21 protein-coding genes and 1 tRNA gene are annotated in these 23174 nt (G+C 65.6%); 11 read left to right on the plus strand and 11 right to left on the minus strand.

Translation table 11 applies throughout. The features are described 5' to 3' along the window. Positions 1–3: 3 nt before the first annotated feature. The 7 genes from G481_RS0120185 to G481_RS0120215 form a co-directional block, all read right to left on the minus strand. Entirely contained in the window at positions 4–825 is an 822-nt protein-coding gene (locus G481_RS0120185; RefSeq protein ID WP_028031602.1) for an ABC transporter ATP-binding protein, read from the minus strand. Positions 826–883: 58 nt separating this feature from the next. Continuing rightward, on the minus strand, positions 884–2173 hold the full coding sequence (locus G481_RS0120190) for an ABC transporter substrate-binding protein (protein ID WP_028031603.1): 1290 nt from the start codon (positions 2171–2173) through the stop codon (positions 884–886). 58 nt (positions 2174–2231) lie between these two features. Further along, entirely contained in the window at positions 2232–3308 is a 1077-nt protein-coding gene (locus tag G481_RS0120195; protein WP_028031604.1) for a branched-chain amino acid ABC transporter permease, read from the minus strand. A gap of 95 nt (positions 3309–3403) precedes the next feature. Then, positions 3404–3634: a hypothetical protein gene (locus G481_RS0120200; protein ID WP_028031605.1), complete on the minus strand. Its 231-nt coding sequence runs from the start codon at positions 3632–3634 to the stop codon at positions 3404–3406. A 207-nt stretch (positions 3635–3841) separates the two neighbouring features. Further along, a complete protein-coding gene (locus tag G481_RS0120205) occupies positions 3842–4828 on the minus strand; it encodes a branched-chain amino acid ABC transporter permease (RefSeq protein WP_028031606.1) in 987 nt (328 codons plus the stop codon). Positions 4829–4866: 38 nt separating this feature from the next. Beyond that, positions 4867–5700, minus strand: coding sequence for an ABC transporter ATP-binding protein (locus G481_RS0120210; protein WP_028031607.1), 834 nt, complete (start codon positions 5698–5700; stop codon positions 4867–4869). Then, positions 5697–7661 (minus strand): long-chain fatty acid--CoA ligase, encoded by a 1965-nt coding sequence (locus G481_RS0120215; RefSeq protein WP_028031608.1) that lies wholly within the window; start codon positions 7659–7661, stop codon positions 5697–5699. The genes G481_RS0120210 and G481_RS0120215 overlap by 4 nt, the downstream gene beginning before the upstream one ends. Positions 7662–7931: 270 nt before the next feature. Between G481_RS0120215 and G481_RS0120220 the strand changes: the two genes are divergently transcribed. The 4 genes from G481_RS0120220 to G481_RS0120235 all read left to right on the plus strand — a co-directional run bounded on the left by G481_RS0120220 (position 7932) and on the right by G481_RS0120235 (position 12461). Beyond that, the gene (locus G481_RS0120220) at positions 7932–9872 is read left to right on the plus strand and encodes a hybrid sensor histidine kinase/response regulator (protein ID WP_028031609.1); all 1941 of its coding nucleotides are present in this window, start codon (positions 7932–7934) and stop codon (positions 9870–9872) included. After that, positions 9869–10576, plus strand: coding sequence for a response regulator transcription factor (locus G481_RS0120225; RefSeq protein WP_028031610.1), 708 nt, complete (start codon positions 9869–9871; stop codon positions 10574–10576). The genes G481_RS0120220 and G481_RS0120225 overlap by 4 nt, the downstream gene beginning before the upstream one ends. 212 nt (positions 10577–10788) lie before the next feature. Then, positions 10789–12015, plus strand: a complete 1227-nt coding sequence (locus G481_RS0120230; RefSeq protein WP_028031611.1) for an MFS transporter — start codon at positions 10789–10791, stop codon at positions 12013–12015. Between the two features lie 92 nt (positions 12016–12107). Then, the gene (locus tag G481_RS0120235) at positions 12108–12461 is read left to right on the plus strand and encodes a hypothetical protein (protein WP_028031612.1); all 354 of its coding nucleotides are present in this window, start codon (positions 12108–12110) and stop codon (positions 12459–12461) included. 63 nt (positions 12462–12524) lie between these two features. Here G481_RS0120235 and ykgO read toward each other — a convergent pair whose 3' ends face one another. Together ykgO and G481_RS0120245 are read right to left on the minus strand one after the other, a co-directional pair. Further along, entirely contained in the window at positions 12525–12650 is a 126-nt protein-coding gene (ykgO, locus tag G481_RS0120240; protein WP_028031613.1) for a type B 50S ribosomal protein L36, read from the minus strand. A 74-nt stretch (positions 12651–12724) separates the two neighbouring features. Further along, a tRNA-Val gene (locus G481_RS0120245) sits at positions 12725–12799 on the minus strand. A gap of 181 nt (positions 12800–12980) precedes the next feature. Here G481_RS0120245 and G481_RS0120250 point away from each other — a divergent pair. The 6 genes from G481_RS0120250 (at position 12981) to G481_RS0120275 (ending at position 19269) form a co-directional block, all read left to right on the plus strand. Continuing rightward, complete coding sequence (locus G481_RS0120250; RefSeq protein WP_028031614.1) at positions 12981–13850, plus strand: N-formylglutamate amidohydrolase; 870 nt, start codon at positions 12981–12983, stop codon at positions 13848–13850. 98 nt (positions 13851–13948) lie between these two features. Further along, entirely contained in the window at positions 13949–14767 is an 819-nt protein-coding gene (trmD, locus tag G481_RS0120255; protein ID WP_028031615.1) for a tRNA (guanosine(37)-N1)-methyltransferase TrmD, read from the plus strand. Between the two features lie 136 nt (positions 14768–14903). Continuing rightward, positions 14904–15188 carry a YggT family protein gene (locus G481_RS0120260; protein WP_028031616.1) on the plus strand — a complete coding sequence of 95 codons (285 nt, stop codon included), beginning with the start codon at positions 14904–14906 and terminating at the stop codon, positions 15186–15188. A gap of 4 nt (positions 15189–15192) precedes the next feature. Then, positions 15193–17232 carry a DNA helicase RecQ gene (recQ, locus tag G481_RS0120265; protein WP_028031617.1) on the plus strand — a complete coding sequence of 680 codons (2040 nt, stop codon included), beginning with the start codon at positions 15193–15195 and terminating at the stop codon, positions 17230–17232. Positions 17233–17330: 98 nt separating this feature from the next. Beyond that, complete coding sequence (ahcY, locus tag G481_RS0120270) at positions 17331–18731, plus strand: adenosylhomocysteinase (RefSeq protein ID WP_028031618.1); 1401 nt, start codon at positions 17331–17333, stop codon at positions 18729–18731. A gap of 196 nt (positions 18732–18927) precedes the next feature. Next, positions 18928–19269: a DUF2853 family protein gene (locus G481_RS0120275; RefSeq protein ID WP_028031619.1), complete on the plus strand. Its 342-nt coding sequence runs from the start codon at positions 18928–18930 to the stop codon at positions 19267–19269. A gap of 350 nt (positions 19270–19619) precedes the next feature. Here the strand turns inward: G481_RS0120275 and G481_RS24750 are convergent, their stop codons facing one another. After that, positions 19620–20309, minus strand: coding sequence for a phosphoribosyltransferase (locus tag G481_RS24750; protein ID WP_051294674.1), 690 nt, complete (start codon positions 20307–20309; stop codon positions 19620–19622). After that, positions 20306–21220, minus strand: a complete 915-nt coding sequence (locus G481_RS0120285) for a nucleoside hydrolase (protein ID WP_028031620.1) — start codon at positions 21218–21220, stop codon at positions 20306–20308. The genes G481_RS24750 and G481_RS0120285 overlap by 4 nt, the downstream gene beginning before the upstream one ends. 73 nt (positions 21221–21293) lie before the next feature. Here G481_RS0120285 and G481_RS0120290 point away from each other — a divergent pair, with 73 nt between their 5' ends. Next, entirely contained in the window at positions 21294–23141 is a 1848-nt protein-coding gene (locus G481_RS0120290) for an adenine deaminase (protein WP_028031621.1), read from the plus strand. Positions 23142–23174 lie beyond the last annotated feature (33 nt).

Genomic DNA, 23174 nt, shown 5'->3' on the forward strand with positions numbered 1-23174 from the left:
TCCTTACGCCAGCCAGCGCTTGCGGCGGCGATAGCTGCGCACGTCGCGGAAGCTCTTGCGCCCCTTGTCCGACATGCCGAGGTAGAATTCCTTGACGTCCGGGTTCTCGCGCAGCTCTTGCGCCGTGCCTTCCATCACCACGCGGCCGCTTTCAAGGATATAGCCGGTGTGGGCATAGCGCAGCGCGACGTTGGTGTTCTGTTCCGCCAGAAGGAAGGTCACGCCTTCCTTTTCATTCACCTCGCGGACGATCTCGAAGATCTGTTCGACCAGCTGGGGGGCCAGGCCCATCGAAGGTTCGTCCAGCAGAATGGTTTCCGGCCGGCTCATCAGGGCGCGGCCGATGGCGCACATCTGCTGCTCGCCGCCCGAGGTATAGCCGGCTTGCGAGCGGCGCCGCTCGCGCAGGCGCGGGAAGTAGTTGTAGACCATTTCCAGATCGCGCGCGACCTCGGCCCGGTCGCTGCGGGTATAGGCGCCGGTCAGAAGGTTTTCCTCGACCGTCAGGTGTTCAAAGCAGTGGCGCCCTTCCATCACCTGGATGACACCCAGCTTGACCAGATCGGCCGGGTTGCCCTCGGCCACGTTCTGGCCGCGGTAAAGGATCGAGCCCTTGGTCACGTCGCCGCGCTCGGATTTCAGCAGGCCCGAAATCGCCTTCAGCGTCGTGGACTTGCCTGCGCCGTTGCCGCCAAGCAGGGCCGTGATGGCACCCTTGGGAACCGACAGGCTGACGCCTTTCAGCACCAGAATGACGTGGTTGTAGATCACCTCGATATTGTTGACCTCCAGCAAGGTCTCGCGGGTGGGTGCGGCGTCCAGCATGGCAGGGCTTCCCTTGGGGTGGTCCCCGGCCCGCGAAATGCGGGCCGGGAAAAACGTGTCAGTTGCAGCGTTCGGTGATCTTGTTCTCGGCCGCATAGGCTGCGGAATCCGCAGCAACCAGCGGATCGAGAACCTCGTTGTCCGGCTCGATGAACCCGGTGATCAGGTTCCACTTCTTGGCCGAAGCATCCCACTGCTGGATCATCGCGGCGCCCGGGCCACCGTGGTCGGCGCAGGTCGCCTTGAACGGCATCCCGAAGTGCGGCAGGCCCAGCTCGGTCAGGCGTGCCTCGGTCAGTTCCAGCTCTTCCATGCCGTCGCGCAGCTGCGCGGGGGTGATCTTCGAGCTGCCAACCTTGGCCTGGGTGTTGCGGATCGCCTCCGAGATGACCATCGCGGCATACATCCCGCGCGAATAGACCGCGCTGCCGATCTGATCGCCCGCACCGGCCTTCTTGCCGGCGTCATAGACGTATTTCTTCAGGTCCGCATAGACCGGATAGTCCATGCCGACCCCGTGGAAGGTCAGCGCCTTGTAGCCGTTCGCACCGGCGCCCACCGGGGTCACGTCGTTTTCCGAACCCGACCACCAGATGCCGATGAACTTGTCCATCGGGAAGCGGATGTTCGCGGCTTCCTGGATCGCCACGGCGTTCATCACGCCCCAGCCATACATGATCACATAATCAGGCTTGTCGCGCCGGATCTGCAGCCACTGCGATTTCTGCTCCTGGCCGGGCGAGTCGACGGGCAGCAGGTTCAGCTCGAACCCGTGCTTCTTCGACAGCTCTTCCAGCGTCCGGATCGGCTCCTTGCCATAGGCCGAGTTGTGGTAGACCAGCGCGATCTTCTTGCCCTTCAGATCGTTGCCGTTTTCCTGCAGCAGATACTTGATGGCCACCGAGGCGCCGTCCCAGTAGTTGGCCGGGAAGTTGAAGACCCATTCGAACACCTTGCCATTGGCGGCCGAGGTGCGGCCATAGCCCGGGGTGTACATGGGGATCTTGTCGGCGGTGACCTTGGGGATCAGCTGATAGGTGATGCCGGTCGACAGCGGGTTATAGATCAGCGCGCCCGAGCCCTTGGTCGATTCATAGCATTCGACCCCTTTCTCGGTGTTGTAGGCGGTTTCGCATTCCGGCACCTGGATCTTTTCGCCGCCAATGCCGCCGTCACGCTCGTTCAGCAGCGTGAAATAGTCGCTGAACCCGTCGGCATAGGGGATCCCGCCCGCCGCGAACGGCCCGGTGCGGTAGCTCAGGTTCGGCACCACCAGATCGGCCTGCGCCATCCCTGCGGCCGATGCGGCGATTGCCGCGGCAGCCAGCATGGTAAAGGTCTTCCTCATTCTGCATCCTCCCAGTTGCAATGTCGCCGGTTCTCCCGGCATCCGTTTCGGCCCGGCCCTAGTGCGGGAAGGGCCACAGTCTCAGCTTCTCCTTGGCCAGGCGCCACAGCTGGGCCAGGCCATGCGGCTCGACGATCAGGAACGTCACGATCATCGCGCCGATAATCATCAGCTCGATATGCGCGGCCAGATCGGTCGGCCAGCCAAGCGCGCCCACCAGCACGTTCTTGAGCAGCACCGGCAGCAGCACCAGGAACGCAGCCCCGGCAAAGCTGCCGAAGATGCTGCCAAGCCCGCCGATGATCACCATGAACAGCACGAGGAAGCTCTTGTTGATCCCGAAGGCCTCGCCCACCTCGGCCGCGCCCAGATAGACCGCAAAGAACAGCGCCCCGGCGATACCGATGAAGAACGAGGACACGGCAAAGGCGGACAGCTTGGTGCGCAGCGGGTTCACCCCGATGATCTCGGCGGCGATGTCCATGTCGCGGATCGCCATCCACTGGCGCCCGATGGACCCGCGCGTCAGGTTCCGCGCAATCCAGGCCACGATGAGCAGGATGACCAGGCAGAACAGATACTTGGCCCAGGCCGGCGTATTGGCGCCCGTCACCGCGATGCCAAAGATGGTGCGTTCCGGCGCGTTGATCTGCCCCGAGGCCGAATAGTTGTAGAACCACGGCACCTTGTTGAACAGCCACACCAGGAAGAACTGTGCGGCCAGCGTGGCCACCGCCAGATAGAACCCCTTGATCCGCAGCGACGGCAGGCCGAACAGCACGCCCACCAGCGCAGTGATCCCGCCGGCCAGCAGGACGTGGAAGAAGATGTTGATCTCGGGGAAGGCGGTCATCAGCTTGTAGCAGGCATAGGCGCCTACCGCCATGAACCCGCCCGTGCCCAGCGACACCTGCCCGCAATAGCCGGTCAGGATGTTCAGCCCCAGCGCGGCGATGGCATAGATCAGGAACGGCACAAAGACCGCATTCGCCCAGTAATCGTTGATCAGGAACGGCACCACGCCAAAGGCCACCGCCAGCAGCGTGTAATATCCCATCCGGTCGAAGCGGATCGGAAAGGTCTGGTTGTCGTCACGGTAGGTGGTCTTGAAATCCCCTGCCTCACGGTAAAGCATGGCTCAGACCCTCCCTTGCGCCACGAAAAAGGGCGCTGTCCCCGTCATGGAGACACGCGCCCGAATGGATTGATTGCAGTCTGCCGCCGGCGCCGTCAGGCGTGCGCGGTCTCCTCCTGCCGCACGCGTTCCCCGCGCGGCATGTCTTGCGTCAGCGCCACCAGCCGCAGCCGCGACCAGATGCCGACCATCAGCCCCAGCAGCGCCAGGACCAGCACAGCGGCGAACAGCGGATGCCCGTCCATGAACGCCAGCACCGACAGCCCGCCGAACACCCAGAACGCCGAAAACCCGAGCGTGCAAGCGATCGCCCAAAACTTCTTCATTCCGCGACTCCTCCCAGAGCCCGGCGCCGGATGCGCCAGTATGTCGCAGAGTAGAAACGCCGCAGGTCGCGTCTGTCAACAAGCATTCCGAATTCAGCATGTGACCGCGGCCCTGTTTTTCGCCTTGGACAAATATCCTCCGGGGGGTGCGGGGGGTGGAAAACCCCCCGCTTGCGCCGGATTGGACATGCGATGCGATCATCATGCTCACACCCGCTCGATGATCTTTTCGCCGAACAGCCCCTGCGGGCGGAACACCAGGAAGACCAGCGCAAGCACATAGGCGAACCAGTTTTCCGTAGCGCCGCCGATCAGCGGGCCGGCGAAGAATTCGAACAGTTTCTCGCCCACACCGATGATCAGCCCGCCCACGATGGCGCCAGGGATCGAGGTGAAGCCACCCAGCATCAGCACCGGGAGCGCCTTGAGCGCGATCAGCGACAGGCTGAACTGCACCCCCGACTTGGACCCCCACATGATCCCGGCGACCAGCGCGACGAAGCCGGCGATCGACCAGGTCAGCACCCAGATGAACCGCAGCGAGATGCCGACCGACAGCGCCGCCTGATGGTCGTCGGCCACGGCGCGCAGCGCGCGGCCCTGCTTGGAATATTGCGAGAACAGCGTCAGGCTGACCACCAGGATCACCGCGACCACGGTCGCCACGATATCCAGCTGGTCGATGAAGAAGCCATAGCCAAAGGCGTTGAAGGTGAAGTCGTCGATCGCTGCCGACATGCCTTGCGGAATGCCCACATCCAGCTTCTTGATGTCGGCGCCCCACATCACATCGCCCAGCCCTTCCAGGAAATAGGCCAGACCGATGGTTGCCATGAACAGGATGATCGGCTCCTGGTTCACCAGATGCTTGAGCACGAAGCGTTCGACCAGAACCGCCAGACCGACCATGACCACAGCCGTCAGCAAGATCGCCAGCACCGCTGGAACGTGCCAGCCAAAGTTGTGCAGCTGCGTGCCGAAGGTTGCGTTGATCAGGTGGGAAAAGGGGATCTGCCCGTCCTGAATGCCCACCAGCGTCAGCGCGGCAAACAGCGCCAGCACGCCCTGGGCATAGTTGAAGATGCCGCTGGCCTTGAAGATCAGCACGAAACCAAGCGCGACCAGCGCATAAAGCACCCCGGCCATCAGGCCGTTCAGCGTGACTTCGATGGCATAAAGAAGCTGGTCAGGCATCGGCGCCTCCCATGGTGCAAGGGGTCAGGGTCGGGCGGTCAGTCATGGCTCACCCCCAGATAGGCGTCGATCACTGCCTGATTGCTGCGGATCTCGTCGGGCGGGCCATCGCCGATCTTCTTGCCGTAATCCATCACGACCACCCGGTCGGACAGATCCATCACGACGCCCATATCATGTTCGATAAGGGCAATCGTGGTGCCGAATTCGTCGTTCACATCCAGGATAAAGCGGCACATGTCCTCTTTTTCCTCGACGTTCATGCCGGCCATCGGCTCGTCCAGCAGCAAGAGCTTGGGTTCCGCCGCCAGCGCGCGGGCCAGTTCCACCCGCTTTTTCAGGCCATAGGGCAGACGGCCCACCGGGGTCTTGCGGATGTGCTGGATTTCCAGAAAGTCGATGATCTTCTCGACCTTCTCGCGGTGCTCGTCCTCTTCGCGCTGCGCGGCGCCCCACCACAGCGCCTGTTGCGCCATGTTGGATTTCATCAGCGTCAGGCGGCCGGTCATGATGTTGTTCAGCACCGACATGCCTTCGAACAGCGCGATGTTCTGGAAGGTGCGGGCGATGCCCTGGCGGGCCACCTCGTAGGGTTTGGTTGGCGGACGCTTGGCGCCGCGGAACCAGACCTCGCCCTCTTGCGGGACATAAAAACCCGAGATCACGTTCAGCATCGAGGATTTGCCGGCGCCGTTCGGGCCGATGATCGCGCGGATCTCGCCTTCGCGGATGTCGAAGGAGATGTCGGTGATCGCCTTCACCCCGCCAAAGCGCAGCGTGATGTTCTTCATTTCCATCAGCACCGGGCCGATCTTGCGGCCGTCGGCGGTGGTCCAGCCCTCGGCGGGCAGCGGTTGGGCGGCGGCGGTCATGCGGCCTCCTTGCGGGATTGGGCGACGGGCACGACCTTGGCATCACGCATTTCCAACGTGGCGTTGATATAGCCCTTGCGGCCGTCCTCGTAGGTGACTTCGGTGCGGGTGCTGACCTGTTTCGAGCCGTCATAAAGGCCGGCGATCAGATCGGCGTATTTCTCGGCGATGATGTTGCGGCGGACCTTGCGGGTGCGCGTCATCTCGCCGTCGTCGGCGTCCAGTTCCTTGTGCAGCACCAGGAAGCGGTGGATCTGGCAGCCCGACAGCATCCGGTCCTGCGCGACCGAGGCATTCACCTCCTCGACGTGCTTCTGGATCATGTCCAGCACCTTGGGATGCCCGGCCAGTTCCTGATAGCTGGAATAGGCGATGTTGTTGCGTTCCGCCCAGTTGCCCACCGCCGTCAGGTCGATGTTGATGAAGGCGGTGCAGCGATCGCGCCCGTTGCCGAACACCACGGCCTCGAGGATGTTCGGATAGAACTTCAGCTTGTTCTCAACGTATTTCGGCGCGAACAGGCTGCCGTCCGACATCTTGCCGACATCCTTGGCGCGGTCGATGATGCGCAGATGACCCGAGCCTTCCTCGAAGAAGCCGGCATCGCCCGTGGCGACCCAGCCCTCGGCGTCCTTGGTCGAGGCGGTGCTGTCGGGGTTCTTGTAGTATTCGACGAAGGTTCCGGGGCTGCGATACAGCACCTCGCCATTCTCGGCGATCTTCACCTCGACGCCGGGCGAAGGCACGCCCACGGTGTCCGAGCGCACCTCGCCATCGGGCTGCTGGGTGATGAACACCGTCGCCTCGGTCTGGCCATAGAGCTGCTTGAGGTTGATCCCGAGCGAGCGGTAGAAGTCGAAAATCTCGGGCCCGATCGCCTCGCCGGCGGTATAGCCGACGCGGACACGGCTGAAGCCAAGGGTGTTCTTGAGCGGGCCATAGACGAACAGGTTGCCCAGCGCATAACGCAGGCGGTCCATGCCCGACACCGGCTTGCCATCAAGGATGGCCGGGCCCACCCGGCGGGCCACGTCCATGTAGTGATCGAACAGCCATTTCTTGAAGCGGCCGGCGTCTTCCATGCGGATCATCACGCTGGTCAGCTGGCCTTCGAACACCCGCGGCGGGGCAAAGAAATAGGTCGGCCCGATCTCGCGCAGGTCGGTCATCATGGTGGCGGCGGATTCGGGGCAGTTGACGCAAAAGCCGGTCCAGAACGATTGCCCGACCGAGAAGATGAAGTCGCCAACCCAGGCCATCGGCAGATAGGCCAGAATATCCTCGCCCGGCCCCAGCCGGTCGAATTCGGCGGAATTTCTCGCCGTCTCGATCACGTTGCGGTTCGACAGAACCACGCCCTTGGGCTTGCCCGTGGTGCCCGATGTATAGAGCATCACGCAGGTATGGTCCCAGGTCAGCTCGGCGGTGCGGGCGTCAAGCTCGGCCTCGACGCGGTAGTGACCGGCCTTGCCCTCTTCGGCGACATCGTGCAGCCAGTTCAGGTGGCTGTGGTCGTATTTCCGCATCCCCCGCTTGTCGTGATAGAGGATGTGCTCGATGTTCGGCAGCCGGTCCTGGATTTCCAGCACCTTGTCCACCTGTTCCTGATCGCCGGCGATGACGAAGCGCGCGCCGCAGTGGTCCAGCACATAGGCCATCTCTTCGGCCACCGCGTCCTGATAGAGCGGAACCGGGATCGCGCCGCACATCTGCGCCGCGACCATCGACCAGTAAAGCGCCGGGCGGTTGCGGCCGATGATCGCCACATAGTCACCGCGGTTGATGCCAAGGATCATCAGACCAAGCGCGATGTTGCGGATCTCTTCGGCCGTCTGCGCCCATGTCCAGGTCTGCCAGATGCCGAATTCCTTTTCCCGGTAGGCCGGTTTGCCGCCATGCACACGGGCATTGCGCGCGAGCAGCGCGGGAATGGAGCAAAGATCGCCTGACGGCGTTTGCATTTGCACGGACTGTCCCTCCCTTGGCCGGGAATGCCGCGTCCTCCTTGCGACGATTCCCGCCTCCTTGCGTTGAGTGAGGGATCGGGGCGAAAGGTTGCCTGACTTTTTCGCAATCCTTACGAATTGTAACACTACGATTGAAAGGCTTTCCGGCTGGCCGGGGCGGGTGCTAGACCGGACCCCGCACCGCCCGCATCCGGCGCCGGGGGCCAGCCCCCGGACCCCCGGGATATTTGAGGACAGATGAAGGGGCGGCGACAGGAGGACCGGATGCCGCTGACCGACGATGCCCGCACCGGGCTGACCCGTGCCGGGCTGAACATGATCCAGCAGGCGCTGTCGATCTTTGACAGCGACCTGAAGCTTGCGGTCAGCAACCAGCGGTTCCAGAGCATGTTCGACTTTCCCGATGCCCTGGTCACGCCCGGGGCGGATTTCGAGGATGTCATCCGCTTTCAGGTGATGCGCGGGGAATATGGCCCCGTGGATGATCCCGAAGAGGCGATCCGCGTGCGGGTCGAGGCCGCGCGTGCCTTTGTGCCGCATTACATGGAGCGCCAGCGCGCAAACGGGCGGTGGATTTCGGTCGAGGGGGCGCCCCTGTCACAGGGCGGCTGGGTGACGGTCTATACCGACATCACCGAGGTGAAGCTGCAAGAAGGCCTGTTGCGGGCCCGGTCCGAAGAGCTGTCGGGCGAGGTGCTGGCCCATGCCGAACGGCTGGCGCAGGCCAACCGGCAGCTGGGCGCAAGCAACGCCGCCCTTGAAGATGCCAAGCGCGAGCTGACCGAGATGGAGGCGCGCACCCGGCTGACCACCGAGATGATGCCGGCCCACATCGCCCATGTCGGCCGCGATCTGCGCTATACCTATTCCAACCGGCGGCTGAGCTCGGTGCTGCCGGGCCGGCCGTCGAACATTCTGGGCCTGACGGGGCGCGAGGCGCTGGGGCCGGCGACCTTTGCCAAGATCGAACGCAACCTGCGTCAGGCGCTGGCCGGCGAGGCGACGGTGCTGGAGTTTTCCGACGACGACAGCGGGCGGCGGATCCGCGGGGCCTTTACCCCCGACCGGATCGGGGACGGGCCGATCAACGGGGTCTATATCCTGTCGATGGACGTGACCGAAGAGGCGCAGGCCCGCGCCGCGCTGACCCAGACCCGCAAGCGCGAGCTGGCCGCGCAGCTGACGAGCGGGCTGGCGCATGATTTCGCCAATCTGCTGACGATCATCCTGGGCCTGCAATCGCGGCTGGAGCGGATGGACCTGCCGGCCGAGGCCGCCGATCTGGTACAGGCGACGCTGGCTGCGGCGCGGCGGGGGGGTGTGCTGCTGGACCGGATCGGCTCGATCTCGGGCAAGCGGGCGCTGAAGCCGGTGGCGGTGGACCTGGCGGCCTTTGGGGCCGAGTTGCGCACCCTGGCCCGTGCGGCGCTGCCCGACCGGGTGGCGCTGGACATCCGGGTCGACGATTTCGGCGGGCCGGTGCTGCTGGATCCGGGGGCGTTGCAGGATGCGCTGGTCAACCTGATCCTGAATGCGCGCGATGCGATGGGGGCAGGCGGCGGGCGCATCACCGTGACCGCCCGGTCGCTGCGCGATACCTGGGCCGAATTCACCGTATCGGACGATGGCCCCGGCTTTTCCCCCGAGGCGCTGGAGCGCGGGCTGGATCCGTTCTTCACCACCAAGGGCGGCGAAGGGTCGGGGCTGGGGCTGGCGATGGTCTATGACCATGTGAACCTGGCGGGCGGATCGGTGCGGCTGGGCAACCGGGTGCCGCGGGGTGCCATCGTCACGCTGCGCCTGCCGCTGCGGCGGGTCAGCGCGCAGGTCGCGCCCGGCCTTGTGCTGCTGGTCGAGGACAGTGACGACATCCGCGAATCTGTGCGCGAGATGCTGCGCATCATGGGCCATGCCGTGATCGAGGCGACCAGCGCCGAAGAGGCCGAGGCGCTGGCCACCCTGCCCGGCCTGCTGCTGATCCTGTCGGACATCAATCTGAAAGGCGCGACGACCGGCGTTGCGCTGGCCGAGCGGCTGGCCGGGCGTGGCAGCACCGTGCCGCTGGCGTTGATGACCTCGCTGCCGGCCAGCGATCCGCGCCGTGCCCGCGCCGAGCGGCAGTTTCCCGTGCTGGCCAAGCCGTTTGACGCGCCCGCGCTGGCTGCCTTCCTGTCCCGCCTGCCCCTGACCGAGAGCGCCGCATGACGCAAGCCCATATCGCGATTCTGGACGACGAAGCCGAAATCCGCCGGATGCTGGCCGATGCCCTGACCGAGGCAGGGTATCGGGTGACCACCTTTGCCCGCGCCACCGAATTCGAGGCCGCCCCGAACCGGGGCGCGCCCGATGTCTGTCTGGTCGATCTGGGGTTGCCCGACCGCGACGGGCTGGCGGTGGTTCACCGGCTGGCGCTGGAATCGGGGGCGGCGATCATCATCATCTCGGGCCGCGCACAGGTGCAGGACCGGGTGACGGGGCTGGAGCTGGGGGCGGACGATTACATCATCAAGCCCTTCGAGCCGGCCGAGGTGGTCGCCCGCGTCCGTGCGCGGCTGCGCAAGGGCCGGGCCGAGGCGGCACCGCGCGCCCCGCAACTTGCCCGCTTCAACGGCTGGACGGCCGAGTTCGACCGCTATGTCCTGGTGGCCGAGGATGGCACCGAAGTGCCCTTCAGCCATGCCGAAGGCGAGGTGCTGCGCATGTTCCTGGACAGCCCCAAGCGGCTCATCAGCCGGGCGCAGATGCAAGAGACCCTGGGCGGCGCGGCTGGGGAGAGCTTTGATCGCGCGATGGATGTGCGCATCTCGCGCCTGCGCACCAAACTGGGCGAGGATCCGAAGAACCCGCGCCTGATCAAGACGATCTATGGCGCGGGCTATATCTTTCTGGGCGATGTGAGCTGGGGATAGCACCGGCCGCCTTGCACGGCCCCCCGCGTGGACGGGGGCCCTGCCCCCGGTCGCGTTCCGCGACTCCCCCGGGGTATTTGAGGCAAGGTGAAGAGCAGGCGTTTGCCCTGCCCCCCTTGCCTTTCCTTGCGGAAGGGTCTTTCTGCGAAGGGTGCGGCCATGAGTCTCGGGCTCGGCCGTCTTGACTGCCCGTATGGAAGTGAACGGTTCCGATGACGACAGCCACCCTTGATGCCGCGCCCAGCCCCACCCGTCCACGCACCTATCTGGGTGTGCTGATCGTGCTGGGGATGACGCATTTTCTGAACGACCTGATGCAATCGCTGATCCCGGCGGCCTATCCGCTGCTCAAGGAAAGCTATGCGCTGGATTTCTGGCAGATCGGCATGATCACCATGACGTTCCAGATCGCCGGATCGCTGCTTCAGCCGGTGATCGGTTTTGTCACCGACAAGCGCCCTGCGCCCTATTCGCCGGTGGTGGGCATGATGTTCACGCTGTCGGGTCTGGTCAGCCTGGCCTTTGCCCACAGCTATGCGGTGATTCTGGTCTCGGTGGCGCTGATCGGCATCGGCTCGTCGATCTTTCACCCCGAGGCGACGCGGATGGCGCGCTATTCCGCAGGATCGCGTCAGGGGCTGGCGCAGGGCATCTTTCAGGTCGGCGGACAGGCTGGCGGCGCGCTGGGGCCGGTGTTCGCCGCGCTGATCATCGTGCCCTGGGGCCAGCCCACCCTGGCCTGGTTTGCCGTCACTGCCCTGATGGCCATGGCGCTGCTGGGCTGGATCGGCAGCAAGCAGCGCGAGATCAGCGCCGCCTTTGCCGCCGGACGCGCCAAGGGCAAGGGCGCAGGCGGTGCCCATGCCAGCTATACCCCGGCCACCGTGATGGTGGGCATGGTGGTGCTGACGCTGCTGATGTTTTCCAAGAACGCCTATGGCGAGAGCTTTCGGTCCTTCTATACCTTTTACCTGATGGACCGTTTCGGGCTGTCGATCCCTTCGGCGCAGATGATGCTGTTCTTCTTCCTGCTGGCCTCGGCCGTGGGGGCGCTGATCGGCGGGATCGTCGGCGACCGGATCGGGCGCTATCGGGTGATCTGGATTTCCGTGCTGGGGCCGCTGCCGCTGACGCTGCTGCTGCCGCATGTCGATCTGTTCTGGACCGGCATCCTGACGGTGATGATCAACCTGATCATGGCCAGCGCCTTTGCCTCGATCCTGATCTACGCGATGGAACTGGCGCCGAACCGGATCGGGCTGATCGGCGGGCTGTTCTATGGGCTGAACTTTGGCCTTGGCGGCATCGCCGCGGCGATTCTGGGCGGGCTGGCCGACACCTATGGGGTCGAGACCGTCTACCGGATCTGCGCCTTCCTGCCGCTGGCCGGGCTGCTGGCCTGGTTCCTGCCCCGAATCGACGACCGGCGCGGGGCCTGACCCGCGGCCGGGGGCGTGCCGACGCCCCCGACTGATCCGCAAGGCCCTGGGCAACGTAGACGCGACATGTGTCATGTCGGAGCGCGCCGCCCATGTATAGACCTGCAATCCTTGCCTCTTGCCTGTGGCTGTCAGGCACTGCCGCCCTGGCCGAGACGGTGCGAATCCAGTCGCAGAGCGATTTCCTGGCGATCGTGCAAGGCAAGGCCCTGACACGCCTTGGCATCGCGCTGGAGGTCACGCCCGATGGCCGCATCACCGGGCGCGCCTTTGGCAGCCCGGTTTCGGGCGCCTGGGTCTGGAAGGACGGGTATTTTTGCCGAAGCCTTTATCATGGCGAGCGCGATCTGGGGGACAATTGCCAGATGGTCGAATTGCGCGGCTCGCGGCTGCGCTTCACGTCGGACAGGGGGGCCGGCATTCATGCCGATCTGCGGCTGAACTGACGCCGCAAATGCAAAGGGCCGCATCCGAAGATGCGGCCCAATCTGCAAGCTCTGCAAAGCAGCTTAGCCCTGACGGGCCTTGTAGCGCTTTTGCGTCTTGTTGATCACGTAGATCCGGCCCTTGCGGCGCACGATCTGGCAATCGCGGTGACGCTGCTTGAGCGAGCGGAGCGAGTTTGCGACCTTCATGGTGCTCTCCTTCTTCGCGGCGCGTCGCGCGCCTTGGGGTTGCCGTTTGCCTGGGGTATTCCCCAAGCGGTGAATGGTGGGCACGACAAGGATCGAACTTGTGACCCCTACGATGTCAACGTAGTGCTCTACCGCTGAGCTACGCGCCCGTCGCTGTCTGCCCTATCGTCTGTCGAACACAAGGTCAACAGGGCAAAACCGCGTCTGACGAGGCGTATAGACAGAGTCGCAGGGGGCTTCAAGGGGGTCTGTAACGGTTTTGCGCGAAAGCCTCGAAACCATCGACAGGGGCGCGGTTTGGGCTATAGCATGACCACCCAGAGGAGACCCATGAGCCGCACCGCCTTTGATCTTTTCCTTCCGCGTCGGCGCGATACGGCGACCGTCTTTGCATCGCCCCATAGCGGGCGTGACTATCCGGCTGAATTCGTGGCCCAAAGCCCGCTCAGCCGCCGGGTGCTGCGATCATCCGAAGACGCCTTTGTCGATATCCTGTTCGGCACTGCGCCCGATCATGGCGCACCGCTGCTGTCGGCGCGCCTGCCGCGCGCCTGGGTCGATCTGAACCGCGCGGTGGACGAGCTGGACCCGGCGCTGATCGAAGGGGTGGGGCGCGGCGCGCTCAATCCCCGCGTGGCCTCGGGGCTGGGGGTGATTCCGCGCGTCGTTTCGGGGGGGCGGGTGATTCATCCCGGCCGCATTTCCCGCACCGAGGCCGATGCACGGCTGAACACCGTCTGGCACCCCTATCACGAGACGCTGCAGACACTGCTGCGCGAGGCGCGGCACGTCCACGGGGCGGCGCTGCTGATCGATTGCCATTCGATGCCCCACGAGGCGATTGCCGCGCATGGCTCGGCCAACCGTCCTTGCCCCGAGGTGGTTCTGGGCGATCGCCATGGCTCGGCCTGCGGGGCAGATGTGATGGTCGAGGTAGAGGCCGCCTTTGTCCGCGCCGGCTTTCGCGTGGCCCGCAACACGCCCTTTGCCGGGGCCTATGTCAGCCACGCCTATGGCCGCCCGTCGATCGGGCAGCATGTCGTGCAGGTGGAAATCGACCGGGCCGTCTACATGGACGAGGCGCGGATCCTGCCCTCGGCGCAATTCGACACGGTGCGCCGGCGGCTGGCGCAGGTTGTCAACGATCTGTCGGCGCTTGGGCGGCGGCTGGGGCCGGGCGTTTCGCTGGCGGCCGAATAGCCGGCTGGTATCGGCCGCGCTTCGGCTGTATGCGCCGTGCCCGTGGGATATTTGCATCAAGGCGAAAACCGGACCAGGATCGCCGGAAGGGTAAGGGCATGAGCGGACCCGAGAGCAAGGCACGGTCGCATGGCCGGTTTTCGGTAAAGGTCTCGTTGCAGCCGCGCGACCTGATGGAAGAGCCGCGCGTGGTGCGCGGGGCGTGGCGGGCCCGCGTCATCACCCTGTTCCCCGAGGCATTTCCGGGCACGCTGGGCCTGTCGCTGACCGGCAAGGCGCTGGATCAGGGGCTTTGGGCGCTGGAGACCATCGGCCTGCGCCAGTTCGGCGAAGGCAAGCACCGCAATGTCGATGATACCCCCGCCGGGGGCGGCGCCGGCATGGTGCTGCGCGCCGATGTGGTGACCCGCGCCCTGGCCGAGGCCAGCGAGGGCACCCCGCGCGAGCGCGCCCGCTGGCCCATCGTCTACCTCTCGCCGCGCGGGCGGCGGTTCGATCAGGCGATGGCCCGCGACTGGGCCGCCGCCGATGGCATCACGATGATCTGCGGCCGATTCGAAGGCGTAGATCAGCGCGTTCTGGACCGTTTCGCGATTCAAGAGGTCAGCCTGGGCGATTTCGTGATGACCGGCGGAGAGATCGCCGCGCAAGCGATGATCGACGCCACGGTCCGGCTGTTGCCCGGCGTTCTGGGCAACGCCGCCTCGACCGAGGAGGAAAGCTTTTCCGATGGTCTGCTCGAACATCCGCAATACACCCGCCCTGCCGTCTGGGACGGGCGCGAGATCCCGGCCGTCCTGACCTCGGGCAATCATGCCGAGGTGGCCAAATGGCGCCGGGCCGAGGCCGAACGGATCACCCAGGAGCGCCGCCCCGACCTTTGGGCCGCCTATCTTGCGCGGCAGGGCAAAAGCTGAGCCCCGCCTTTGGCCTGCGTTCAAACAATTGTTGACCGTTTTCAGCCCAGGCTGGGCCGCGAACCCGGCCTCTGGTCTTGCCCTCGGGAAAGGGTGCGGCTAGCAAGTCCGGGTCGCCCATGGACCGGAGTGCCCGATGACCTCGCTGCTGCAAATCCTGCTTATGATCCTGCAAGTGGCGCAATTCGTCATCCTTGCGCATATCATCATGAGCTGGCTGATCAACTTTCAGGTGCTGAACCTGCGCCAGCCGCTGGTCTATCAGATCTGGAACGGGCTGGAGCGGTTGCTGGCCCCGGTCTATGACCGCATCCGCTCGGTGCTGCCCAGCCTTGGCGGGCTGGATCTGGCGCCGCTGATCGCGCTGCTGGCGATCTATGCCCTGCGGATCGTGATCACGAACAACCTCTACAGCTTCTGAGCCAATGCCCGATCCGCAGGAAGTTCTGTCCCGCGTCTTCGGGTTCCCCGACTTTCGCCCCGGCCAGGCGGAAATCGTCCAGGCCGTGCTGGCCGGGCGCAACACGCTGGCGATCATGCCGACGGGCGGGGGCAAGTCGCTGTGCTTTCAGTTGCCGGCCCTGTGCCGCGACGGGCTGACGGTGGTGATCTCGCCGCTGATCGCGCTGATGCGCGATCAGGTCCGCGCGCTGCGCGCGGTGGGGGTCGAGGCAGGCGCGCTGACATCGGGCAATACCGAGGAAGAGACGGCCGAGGTCTTTCAGGCGCTCGACGACGGGCGGCTGAAACTGCTGTATCTGGCGCCCGAACGGCTGGCCAGCGTCGGCACACAGGCCATGCTGCGCCGCGTCGGCTGCACCCTGATCGCGGTGGACGAGGCGCATTGCGTCAGCCAGTGGGGCCATGATTTCCGCCCCGATTATCTGCGCATCGGCGAATTGCGCCAGTCGCTGGGCGTGCCGCTGGCGGCCTTTACCGCCACCGCCGATGCCGAAACGCGGGGCGAGATCGTCACCCGCCTGTTCGGGGGCGAGACGCCGGAAACCTTTCTGCGCGGCTTTGACCGGCCGAACATCCACCTGGCCTTTGCCGCCAAGGACCAGCCCCGCAAGCAGATCCTGTCCTTTGTCACGGCGCGGCGGGGCCGGTCGGGGATTGTCTATTGCGGCACGCGGGCGCGGACGGAAACCCTGGCCCAGGCGCTGCGCGATGAGGGGCACCCCGCCATCGCCTACCACGGCGGCATGGACCCCGATCAGCGGCGCGAGGCCGAGCGGCGGTTCCAGCAGGAAGACGGGCTGATTGTCGTGGCCACCGTCGCCTTCGGCATGGGGATCGACAAGCCCGACATCCGCTGGGTCGCGCATTCTGACCTGCCCAAATCGATCGAGGGTTACTATCAGGAAATCGGCCGCGCGGGCCGCGACGGGGCACCGGCGGAAACCCTGACGCTCTATGGCGCCGACGATATCCGCCTGCGCCGCAGCCAGATCGACGAAGGGCTTGCCCCGCCTGAACGCAAACAGGCCGATCATGCCCGACTGAACGCCCTGCTGGGTCTGGCCGAGGCAACGGGGTGCCGGCGGCAGGTCTTGCTGGGTTATTTCGGCGAGACGGCCGAGCCTTGCGGCAACTGCGATCTGTGCGACCGGCCGGTCGAGATTTTCGATGCGACCGAGGCGGTGCGCAAGGCGCTGTCGGCCATCTTGCGCACCGGCGAATCCTTTGGCGCGGGGCATCTGATCGACATCCTGCGCGGCAACGAGACCGAAAAGGTCAAGGCGCGCGGGCATGACCGGCTGCCGACCTTTGCCGTCGGGCGCGACATGGCGAAATCGGCCTGGGATGCGGTCTTCCGCCAGATGATGGGGCGCGATCTGGTCCGCCCCGATCCCGAACGCCACGGCGCCTTGCGCATGACCGAGGCAGCCGTTCCGGTGCTCAAGGGCGAAGTGCCGATCCACCTGCGCCGCGATGCGCTGAAGGCAACCGACCGCCCCGCCGTCAAGGCGCTGGTGGCCGAGGAGGACGCGCCGCTGCTGTCCGCGCTGAAAGCCAAGCGCCGCGCCCTGGCCGAGGCGGCGGGCGTTCCGGCCTATATCGTCTTTCCCGACCGCACCCTTGTCGAAATGGCCGAGCGCCGCCCGAGCACCATGGACGAAATGGCCCGCATCACCGGGGTTGGCGCCAAGAAGCTGGAAAGCTTTGGCGCCGACTTCCTGTCGGTGATCGCCGGCGCGGCCGAACCGCTGCACCCCCAGCGGATGCGCCTTGCCGGGCGGGCCGAGGCCGAGGTGTTCGACCGCCTGCAAGAAGCCCAGCTGGAACTGGTGCGCGGCGAGGACGGGGCGGGCAAATACCTGACCTGCACCCATGCCACGCTGCGGATGATCGCCGAACGCCGCCCCGGATCGCTGGCCGAGCTGGAGCGGGTGCAGGGCATGGGGCCACAAAAGGCCGAACGCTTCGGCGCCGCCTTTCTGGAAATCCTGCGCGAGGCCTGAGCCGGGCGAACCCGGCCCACCGCCATTGCCGCAAACCGCCCCAGATGCTATGGCGCAGCAGGAATTGGCAACGGCCAAACGCGTAAAAAGGACAAGTCATGGCGCAGGACTACATCGTCAAGGATATCGGGCTGGCAGAGTTCGGCCGCAAGGAACTCGACATCGCCGAAACCGAGATGCCGGGCCTGATGGCCTGCCGCGCCGAATTCGGCGAGACCAAGCCGCTGAAAGGCGCGCGGATCGCCGGCAGCCTGCACATGACGATCCAGACCGCCGTTCTGATCGAAACGCTCAAGGCCCTGGGCGCCGATGTCCGCTGGGCGTCGTGCAACATCTTCTCGACCCAGGACCACGCGGCAGCGGCGATTGCCGCGACCGGCACCCCGGTCTTTGCGGTCAAGGGCGAAAGCCTGGAAGAATACTGGGATTACACCGACCGCATCTTCCAGTTCGGGGGGATCGGTGGCACCTGCAACATGATCCTCGACGATGGCGGCGATGCGACGCTCTATATCCTGATGGGCGCGCGCGTCGAGGCAGGCGAGACCGACCTGATCGAAACCCCGACCAGCGAGGAAGAGGTGTGCCTCTTCAACCAGATCAAGAAGCGCCTGAAGGCCAGCCCCGGCTGGTTCACCAAACAGCGCGCCGAGATCCAGGGCGTGTCCGAGGAAACCACCACGGGCGTCAAGCGCCTTTATGATCTGCACAAGAAGGGCCTGCTGCCCTTCCCGGCGATCAACGTCAACGACAGCGTCACCAAGTCGAAGTTCGACAACAAGTATGGCTGCAAGGAATCGCTGGTCGACGGCATCCGCCGCGCAACCGATGTGATGATGGCCGGCAAGGTCGCCGTGGTCTGCGGCTATGGCGATGTGGGCAAGGGCTCGGCGGCCTCGCTGGCCGGTGCAGGCGCCCGCGTCAAGGTGACCGAGGTTGACCCGATCTGCGCGCTGCAAGCCGCGATGGACGGGTTCGAGGTCGTGCTGCTGGAAGATGTCATCGACACCGCCGACATCTTCATCACCACCACCGGCAACAAGGACGTCATCCGCATCGAGCATATGCGCGCGATGAAGGACATGGCGATCGTCGGCAACATCGGGCACTTCGACAATGAAATCCAGGTCGCCGCGCTGAAGAACCACAAGTGGACCAACATCAAGGACCAAGTGGACATGATCACCATGCCCTCGGGCAACCGGATCATCCTGCTGTCCGAAGGGCGTCTGCTGAACCTTGGCAATGCGACCGGGCACCCGTCCTTTGTGATGTCGGCCAGCTTCACCAACCAGGTGCTGGCACAGATCGAGCTGTGGACCAAGGGCGATCACTACAAGCCCGGCGTCTACATCCTGCCCAAGCATCTGGACGAAAAGGTGGCCCGCCTGCATCTGGAACGGATCGGGGTCAAGCTGACGGTGCTCAAGCCCGATCAGGCGGCCTATATCGGCGTGACGCCCGAAGGCCCGTTCAAGCCCGAGCATTACCGCTATTGATACCCCTTTCAGGGATCGCAAGGGCCGCCGGGCAACCGGCGGCCCTTGTCGTTGCCGGCCCTGCGGTGTTCCGCCGGCACGGGGAGAAACGGGGCAGAATTCCCTTGGTCCGCCCGTTGCATTGCGCCTAAGGTTCGTGGGGGCGCCGGCCTGAATGGGTCAGGCACATGACCGAACCACACATGGGGGACATGGGATGAGCAAACGTGACGAGTTGATCGCCAAATACGCCGACGATCTGCGCAACAAATGCAGGGTCGAGCCGGATATGGCGCTTCTGACCAAGGTGACCATCGGCTGCGGCCCGGCAATCTACAATGCCGACAGCGAAACGGTCGCGGCCTCGCAGCCGGCCGAGCTTGAGACGGTCAAGAAGAACTTCCTGATGAAGAAGCTGGGCCTGCCCGACAGCCCTGCCCTGATGGATGCGATCAACGCGGTCGTCGAGGTCTATGGCAAGTCCGAGCGCAACAAGTATCGCGCGGTGGTCTATTACCTGCTGGTCAAGCATTTCGGCAAGGAAGCGGTCTATGGCTGAACCGCCGCGCCGGATTTGAGGAAAATCCGGCGTATTCGCCATTTGGCGCCAGGGCGCTGCGGGTGTATCAAGGGGTCAAGGGCCAGTATGGCCGGAACCTGATGATCTTCCCGTGGTGCGAGGGGTGCGCCTGGGTGTGAAGGGGGGTTCCGGTTCGCCGGGCCCCCCGTTTCCTTTTCAGCGTGGTTCTGTCGGCTGCCGGGGATGGGGGTTTCACACCCCCAATGCGGCACGGCGCCAAGGCGCCGTGCCGCATTCCCCCGTGGGATATTTTCTTCAAGGCGAAAGGGGGCGGTGTCTTTGCCGCCGAGGCACCTTCGGGAGGCCGCCGCGACGATTTGGGGGCCACCCTAGGCCTGGGGATCGGGGCGCCAGCGTTGATCTGTGCCAAGGCGCAGGCGCGGGGTGGCGATGGCGGACACGAACCCCATGCCGGGAGGCACCGCTGCGGACCACAGCCGCCCCTGCGCCATGGCAAAACCGCAGGCAACCGGGGTGACGCCCGCCTTTGACAGCACCGCAAGCGCCGCGCGCAGGGTGCTGCCGGTGCTGGCCACATCGTCGACCAAGGCCACCCGCCGCCCGGACAGCAGCGGCAGCATACGCGGGTCAAGGTATAGCCGCTTGCCCTGCCCCGGCGTGGTGATCGAGGACAGCGGCTCGGACAGATCCTCGTCATACCAGAACTTGCGGCTGGTCCCCATGGGCACCATCCGGCGATGCCCCAGCCGCCGCGCCACTGCATCGGCAAGGCCAAGACCCAGCGTCGGCAATCCGACCACCACCTCGGGCGCATGGGATGCCAGCCGGGCCGCCAGCACCTCGGCCAGCGCATCGGCCACCGCGAACCCCGCCTGATTGACGATCAGCGATGCAACGCCCTGTGTGCCATCCCCCGGCAGGGTGCGGATGGGCAAGGCTATCTGGCGCCCGTCGGGCAACCGTGCCGGATAAAGGCCTTGATAGCCCGCCGCATCATCCCACGGCAGGGTGCCGGGCGGGAAAAGGTCTTGCCAGAACTCGTGCGGGGCCAGGGTCACGAAAGGCCCGCGATCAGCTGCTCGACGGCTGCGCGTCCTTCGACCTCGGTTGCGACCAGCACCAGCATGCGCGAGATCTCGGGCGTCAGCGCGCCCGCATCGCGGGTGGGGCCAAGGTCGACCGCAAGGCCGGTCGATTCCAGCCCGAACAGTTCACGGTTCGTCGCCATCAGCATCACGCAAGGATCATGCAGGGGGCGGCTTTCGGCGCCTGGCCCGGTGACGGTGGTGTTCTGGAAATAGGCCTCGATCAGCCGGGCGGAATACTGTGCCTGCGGGGTGCCGGCGGCGTGAAGGCGCGCGCAATCCTCGGGCGTTGCACGCACCTGGCGCGTGACATCCAGCGGGATCAGCACGATCGGCAGGCCCGAGCCCAGCACGATGTCCGCCGCCTCGGGGTCAGCCGCCATGTTGAATTCCGACCGTGGCCCGATATTGCCCTTGTCGCGCAGCGCGCCGCCCATGGCGATGATGCGGCTGACACGGCGGGCCGCGACGGGATGCTGCTGGAACAGCCGGGCAATGTTGGTCATCGGGCCCAGCACCATCAGAACCACCTCCGAGGCCGGCTCGCGCATCAGCGTCTCGGCCAGAAAGCTGACCGCATCATCCCGCGCGGGCACTGTAGGCATGGGGAAATCGACCCCGCCCAGACCGTCCGATCCATGGATGTCCGACACGTCGAACCCCTTGCGCGACAGCGGCCCGGCGGCCCCCGCGTGCACGGGAATATCCTCGCGCCCCATCAGCGCCAGGATGCGGCCGGCGTTGCGCGTGGTCCGCTCGATCCCGATGTTGCCGGCAACGGTGGTGATCCCGAGAACCTCGAGGTCCGGCGCGGCAAGGGCATAAAGGATCGCCACGGCATCGTCGATGCCGGGGTCCGTGTCGATCAGCACTCGGGTGGTCATGTTGTCTCCGCTTCGTCTCTGGCCATTCAACGCGCCCGCTGGCAGATTGCAACCCCATGCGATGGAGAGCCCGATGCCCGACGATCTGATCCTGAACGCAGCCGACGAGGTCAAGATCCGTCAGGCGCTGGTGCTGGTCGCGCTGGGGCGGCAACCTGCCGATCTGGCGCTGCGGGTCGGGCGGCTGTTCGATGCCCCCACCGGCACCTGGATGGAGGATGCCGAGATCGTCATCAAGGGCCGCCGCATCGCCTATACCGGCCCGCGCGGGTCCTGGCCGGGCACGGCCGCACGGATCGAGGATCGCCCCGCCCTTGCCGCCGTGCCCGGCTTTGGCGAGGTGCACAAGCATATCGAATCCAGCCACCTGACCCCGGAACATGAGGCCGCGCTGGTGCTGCCCCATGGCAATACCTGGACCTGCGAGGCGAGCCACGAATTTTCCAACGTCAACGGCGCGAAGAACCTGGACTTCTGGCTGACCGCCCGCCGCGCGGGCTGCCCGCTGAAAATCTTTCCGCTGCCGGGGTCGGCCGTGCCCCCCACGGGCTACGAGGTTTCGGGCGGGCATTTCGGCGCACAGGAACAGGCCGTCTTCATGGCCGAGCCGATGGTGGCCGGACTGGACGAGGTGATGGACTGGCCCGCCGTCTGGAACCGCGAGAACCCCTCCTATGACCGGCTTTGGGGCATGATCGGCGCGACCTTTGCGGCGCGCGGCGTGGTCGAGGGACACGCGGCAGGCATGCGCGATCTGCCCGGCATCAACGCCTTTGCCGCCGCCGGTCTTGCCAGCGACCACGAGGCATGGACGCCCGAGGAAGCCTGGGACAAGCTCCGCCATGGCCTGTTCCTGGAAATCCGCCCGCATTCCATGCCCGACATCATCGGCGGGTTGCTGGAGCGCGGGCTGAAGGACTGGTCGCAGATCGCCTTTGCGACCGATGACCGCGGCGCCTCGGACACGCTGAAGATGGGGGCGACCGATTACAACGTGCGCCTGGCGATCCAGTCGGGGCTGACGCCGGAACAGGCGATCCAGTGCGTCACCATCAACCCGGCCCGGCATATGCGCCTGACGCCCTGGGTCGGCGCCATCGCACCGGGGCGTTATGCGGACCTGGTGCTGCTGTCCGATGTGGCCACGCTGGAGATTGCCGAGGTCTGGGCGGATGGCGCGCAAGTCTCCTCTGGCAAGGCATACACCGGCGCCCTGCCCCGCATCGACTGGCCCGACTGGGCGACGACATCGGTAAAGCTGCCGCGCGCGCTGACGGCCGAGGATTTCGCCATCCCCGCCCCCGGCCCCATGGCCAAGGCCGCGCTGCTGCGCCCGTTCCACTGGGCGGATGACTTCATCACCACGGACCTGCCGGTCGAAAACGGTCAGGTTCAGCGCGACACCGCCCGCAATATCACCAAATTCGCCGTGGTGGACCGGCACACGGGCGCGGGCACCATCGGCCGCATGTTCTGGCTGGGCACCGGCCCGGCCACGCCGGATACCGCCGTCGCCTGCTCGGTCGCGCATGACAGCCATAATATCTGGGTCGTGGGGTCGTCCGATGCCGCCATGGCGCTGGCGGTCAACCATCTGCGCGAAACCCAGGGCGGCTGGGCGCTGGCCACCGGCGGGCGCATCACGGCGCAGGTCCGCTATGAGGTCGGCGGGCTGATGACCGCCCGCCCTGCCGAAACCTTGCACGCCGAGATGGAAGCCCTCTATGCCGAGGCGGCGAAGATCGACTGGATGTTTGAGCCCACCTTCTCGCCCCGCTGGTGGGCCGGCTTCCCCGAGCGGCTGCAATTCGCAACCCTGACCTGCGCGCCCTGGCGCTGGGTGCTGGTGGCGCCGAACCCCGCCGCCCCCACGGGCCTTGTGAACGTGCAGACCGGCCAGTCCCACCCGGTGGTCTGGTAGACCTGCAACTTCATCTTTCCCCAAATACCCTGG

The sequence above is a fragment of the Gemmobacter nectariphilus DSM 15620 genome, from assembly GCF_000429765.1.
GTDB classification, from domain to species: domain Bacteria; phylum Pseudomonadota; class Alphaproteobacteria; order Rhodobacterales; family Rhodobacteraceae; genus Wagnerdoeblera; species Wagnerdoeblera nectariphila.

What these genes read in the sequence shown, in the direction of transcription:
- G481_RS0120185 (WP_028031602.1), bottom strand. Translation starts at nt 825, where the DNA reads ATGCTGGACGCCGCACCCACCCGCGAGACCTTGCTGGAGGTCAACAAT.
- G481_RS0120190 (WP_028031603.1), bottom strand. Translation starts at nt 2,173, where the DNA reads ATGAGGAAGACCTTTACCATGCTGGCTGCCGCGGCAATCGCCGCATCG.
- G481_RS0120195 (WP_028031604.1), bottom strand. Translation starts at nt 3,308, where the DNA reads ATGCTTTACCGTGAGGCAGGGGATTTCAAGACCACCTACCGTGACGAC.
- G481_RS0120200 (WP_028031605.1), bottom strand. Translation starts at nt 3,634, where the DNA reads ATGAAGAAGTTTTGGGCGATCGCTTGCACGCTCGGGTTTTCGGCGTTC.
- G481_RS0120205 (WP_028031606.1), bottom strand. Translation starts at nt 4,828, where the DNA reads ATGCCTGACCAGCTTCTTTATGCCATCGAAGTCACGCTGAACGGCCTG.
- G481_RS0120210 (WP_028031607.1), bottom strand. Translation starts at nt 5,700, where the DNA reads ATGACCGCCGCCGCCCAACCGCTGCCCGCCGAGGGCTGGACCACCGCC.
- G481_RS0120215 (WP_028031608.1), bottom strand. Translation starts at nt 7,661, where the DNA reads ATGCAAACGCCGTCAGGCGATCTTTGCTCCATTCCCGCGCTGCTCGCG.
- G481_RS0120220 (WP_028031609.1), top strand. Translation starts at nt 7,932, where the DNA reads ATGCCGCTGACCGACGATGCCCGCACCGGGCTGACCCGTGCCGGGCTG.
- G481_RS0120225 (WP_028031610.1), top strand. Translation starts at nt 9,869, where the DNA reads ATGACGCAAGCCCATATCGCGATTCTGGACGACGAAGCCGAAATCCGC.
- G481_RS0120230 (WP_028031611.1), top strand. Translation starts at nt 10,789, where the DNA reads ATGACGACAGCCACCCTTGATGCCGCGCCCAGCCCCACCCGTCCACGC.
- G481_RS0120235 (WP_028031612.1), top strand. Translation starts at nt 12,108, where the DNA reads ATGTATAGACCTGCAATCCTTGCCTCTTGCCTGTGGCTGTCAGGCACT.
- ykgO (WP_028031613.1), bottom strand. Translation starts at nt 12,650, where the DNA reads ATGAAGGTCGCAAACTCGCTCCGCTCGCTCAAGCAGCGTCACCGCGAT.
- G481_RS0120250 (WP_028031614.1), top strand. Translation starts at nt 12,981, where the DNA reads ATGAGCCGCACCGCCTTTGATCTTTTCCTTCCGCGTCGGCGCGATACG.
- trmD (WP_028031615.1), top strand. Translation starts at nt 13,949, where the DNA reads ATGAGCGGACCCGAGAGCAAGGCACGGTCGCATGGCCGGTTTTCGGTA.
- G481_RS0120260 (WP_028031616.1), top strand. Translation starts at nt 14,904, where the DNA reads ATGACCTCGCTGCTGCAAATCCTGCTTATGATCCTGCAAGTGGCGCAA.
- recQ (WP_028031617.1), top strand. Translation starts at nt 15,193, where the DNA reads ATGCCCGATCCGCAGGAAGTTCTGTCCCGCGTCTTCGGGTTCCCCGAC.
- ahcY (WP_028031618.1), top strand. Translation starts at nt 17,331, where the DNA reads ATGGCGCAGGACTACATCGTCAAGGATATCGGGCTGGCAGAGTTCGGC.
- G481_RS0120275 (WP_028031619.1), top strand. Translation starts at nt 18,928, where the DNA reads ATGAGCAAACGTGACGAGTTGATCGCCAAATACGCCGACGATCTGCGC.
- G481_RS0120285 (WP_028031620.1), bottom strand. Translation starts at nt 21,220, where the DNA reads ATGACCACCCGAGTGCTGATCGACACGGACCCCGGCATCGACGATGCC.
- G481_RS0120290 (WP_028031621.1), top strand. Translation starts at nt 21,294, where the DNA reads ATGCCCGACGATCTGATCCTGAACGCAGCCGACGAGGTCAAGATCCGT.